The organism is Secundilactobacillus paracollinoides DSM 15502 = JCM 11969 (assembly GCF_001311135.1).
Lineage (GTDB): Bacteria > Bacillota > Bacilli > Lactobacillales > Lactobacillaceae > Secundilactobacillus > Secundilactobacillus paracollinoides.
The window spans coordinates 1-3,486 of sequence record NZ_BBAG01000118.1 but is presented as its reverse complement, the minus strand read 5'-3'; the positions used below and the strand labels follow the sequence as shown (position 1 = coordinate 3,486).

The 3,486-nt window shown below is 38.9% G+C and carries 4 protein-coding genes; all 4 read right to left on the bottom strand.

Features of this window, described 5'->3' with window-relative positions; genetic code table 11:
* Window positions 1-943: hypothetical protein (locus JCM11969_RS16240; protein WP_175577015.1), on the bottom strand; the 943-nt coding region annotated here is incomplete at its 3' end.
* Window positions 944-1,068: 125 nt separating this feature from the next.
* The gene (locus JCM11969_RS16235; RefSeq protein WP_054712908.1) at window positions 1,069-1,581 is read right to left on the bottom strand and encodes a hypothetical protein; all 513 of its coding nucleotides are present in this window, start codon (window positions 1,579-1,581) and stop codon (window positions 1,069-1,071) included.
* 469 nt (window positions 1,582-2,050) lie between these two features.
* Window positions 2,051-3,157 (bottom strand): prenyltransferase/squalene oxidase repeat-containing protein, encoded by a 1,107-nt coding sequence (locus JCM11969_RS16230; RefSeq protein WP_054712905.1) that lies wholly within the window; start codon window positions 3,155-3,157, stop codon window positions 2,051-2,053.
* On the bottom strand, window positions 3,144-3,486 hold a 343-nt coding region (locus JCM11969_RS19465), incomplete at its 5' end, for a hypothetical protein (protein ID WP_225353349.1). The genes JCM11969_RS16230 and JCM11969_RS19465, both read right to left, overlap by 14 nt.

Genomic DNA, 3,486 nt, shown 5'->3' with positions numbered 1-3,486 from the left:
CAATATTATTAATATTAATTTGTGCCACATAGTTACTCAGTTCATTATCAACGATTGCTTCGGCGGCTGTTTTTTCAGCATCAGTAGCTTCTGTATCGGCTGCAATGACAGTCTTTTGCTGTGAAGCAGCATTATTAAGCGCTTGGATTGCAGCCTGCTTTTCAGCGTCCGTTGCAGTCTGGGTCGTTGTCCCAGCAGCTTTTAGTGCCGCATTACCATCAGCCTTAACGATTGTTAATTCAGTCATAGAAGTTGAAGCATTAATTTTATCAGTATATTCAGCTAATATTGCATCCTCATTGGCTATAGCCGCATTAACAGCATCTTTTTGAGTTTGGGTTGCCTCAACCTGACTATTTCCAGTTAAAGTTGCTTTCAATGCAGTAACATATAAATCGTGATTATTTGTTAATTCAATAATAGCCGCTTGTTTATTCGTTGCACTCACGGTTGAGGAAGAACCATCTGTTGAAGATGAACTAGTGGTAGAAGCAGATGTTGAGTCGGTATCATTTCCTGTTGAACTATCCGTGTTTGCTGACGAAGAACTTGAACTAGAGACTGAAGATGAACCAGTACTATTGGCACCTGTTGACCCTGTTTCATTGCCACTTGATGGTATCGAGCTAGATGAACTTGATGAGCTTGATGAGCTTGATGGCTCGGAAGATTTACTGGTCGACGTGGAGGTCGCACTGTCAGCAGATTTAATTTGACCATACGCCGCCGTGAACTCACTATATAAAGTGGAAAGGTCACCATAAACCTTTGCATTGTTCATTTTAGTCGTATAATCAGCAATCAATTGTTTAGTCTCGGCTTGCGCTGAATCACTTAAAGTACCGTAGGACGTTGCTTGAGTGAGTTTTTGAACGTAAGTTGCAATTTGTGTGGAGGTCGGTGCTGCATCATTTTTTTCTATTGTTGAAATTTTTGAATTCACGCCACTAACCATACTATTAATCGCTGTCTTTGCCCAACCGAGATCGTTTTTATAAGCAGCATTGGTTCCGGTAACAGCAGTTGATGTGATATTCCCAATTGCTTCAGCAGAGGAGTATTTTTCACCTAAAGCAGAGACGGCTGAATATCAGTTGCCCTTTGATCAGCTGTAATATTTGTATTGTCATTAAGCTTCTGAATTTCAGTATTTATTGCTGTTTGAATGTTCGAATAGGCTGTCGTCCAGTCATCTGGTGTTGCCGAATTACTGATGGCCGCTATATAACTTTGTTCGGTGGATGCAAATGCAAGTGCGGTAGTCTTACTATAATCAGTAGTATTTAAGATTGAAATGATGTCATTTTCTAATTGCTCAATATGCTGTTTGTAAATGCTTTTCAAAGTGTCTTCTGCTGAACCAGTTGATACTTTATCTTCAGCCTGTGAAGCGGCTTCTTTGACCTGTGAAATGGCATCAGCAATATCATCTGATGTCACCATCGTTGTATCGTCTGCATGCGCCATCGTATAATCAGCACCCACTAGCCGATTATTTTTAATTTGGGCCGAGGCAGGTACAATCAACCCTAAAATTGTTGAAAACAACATAATCCCAGTGGTTAATTTTCTTTTTTTCATAAAATCTAACCCTCCAAAGTTCTACACTGATTTGTATCAAGTAATTTATTTAATGATTATTAAAGCGTTTCCATTATGTAAATTATATTTACATTGATTTGCAAATACAATAACTTCACAAAGTGCCACATAATAGTTTCGACCTTAATCAGAATCAACTAAAAAAACAAATATACACAAACTAGCAGACTGGAAAACCTATTATCAGACTTTAGTCAATGCTTGTTAAAGGCAATTTTAAACTAAATCTACATAAAAATACTATTTTAATAGCACTATTTAAATCATTAGCACTATTATATGTCACTCATTCAATCTTTTTCTCATAATTGTATGTCAATTTCATTTCAATTATTTAAAGCTACAACAATAGAGCTCCACCGGTTTCAAACCAGTGAAGCTCTACTGTTATAATACAAGCTTTTAATTATAATCGAAGTTTTTCATTCATTTTCTCGGCTTCATGAAATTATTCTGAAAAATTGTAGATAGATCCTTTGTTGGCTTTAAAATAGTCAAATTGATCCAACGTATATACCGCTTCTTGAGTTGCCGATTGACGACTGTATGTTAGAGCAGGCTGCCAATTAAAACTACCGGCGTCTGTTTCTCCTTCCGGAACCTGATAACTTAATAATGCGTCAACTGGTGATACTGTTGCACCCAACTCATCCGGATCAATGTCACAAGCGGCTAAGCCCGCAATGATCATTGCATCACTGCTAGAATTAATACTATCAGTTCCTTGCTCTGGGTCCAAGAATTCACCTGTATCAGGTTGTAATAGAATATTTTGAACAGCACCCTGAGCCGAAAAAATAGACGTCGATGTATCAATTGTGCCCTGATAAGAACCAAGTGCCTGCATGACCATACCCGTAACATCTAATGTGTACCCATACTCATCAGTCCAATATCCGTCGCTATTTTGCATATTAATCAAACGTGTCGTTAGCGTATCAATCTCGCTTTGATAATCACCAATACCTTTCGTATCAGCTGATATTAATGCGAGGAGTCCATACATCACTGCATAAATATCTCCTTGTCCATCAGCAATACCATCAATTGTTTCCTGAATCAAGTTGGTACCGTTGACGTTTGTGGGATCCTCTCCAATTGCGACAAGCCCAATAATGTCTCGTTCATAATCGGTAACTTGATGATTAGTTCCCGGATATAAAGCCAAAATATTGTTGTAGATTGCAGTAGCCTTTTCGGTCGAAATACCTTCCGGACTACGAACCAATGCCAGTGCATCCCAAGCGTTCAATTGTGATTCATCAAAATCATTGATCCAGGTAACACCAGCTGAAATTGCTGCCTCATAATCCCCAACAACCAGCGCATCTGCACCTAACTGAATGGATGTGTCAAAAGCTTCTTTATCACCATCTTTCAGTGCCTGAAGCGCTTTTACATTCGTGACAACGCTACTACTGGTTGGGTCGGTATTCCCCTTCGCATGAGCTAAGGTCTGCGTAGAGCCGATAACGCCCATCATGCTGGCGGCAACTAATGCGGCGTAAATCAGGCAGTTCTTCTTGCTTGTCTTCTTGATGTTAGTTGTAGTCATGGTCATTTCCTCCTTGGGAGTATGCTGAGTGTCGGACATTAATGTGTTTCTGAATTGATGTTGAGGCATTGAGTTGGCTCCTTTCTGGATTGTCATTCGCAACTAGCAACTGAGATGGTGCAAGTTCACCGCCATAGGCATTCAAGTCTCCTCTTTTTCGATTTATAAACGAACAATTGAAGCCAAACTTTTGCTCACTTGTTCGTTTCTCTATGTTATCAATACTATAACTTAAATGTGTGCAATGTATGGATTTTCCTGGGATTGTTTGTGAAGATTTTATCAAATTATAAAACAATACCACTGTACTCTGTATTTTATTTACTATA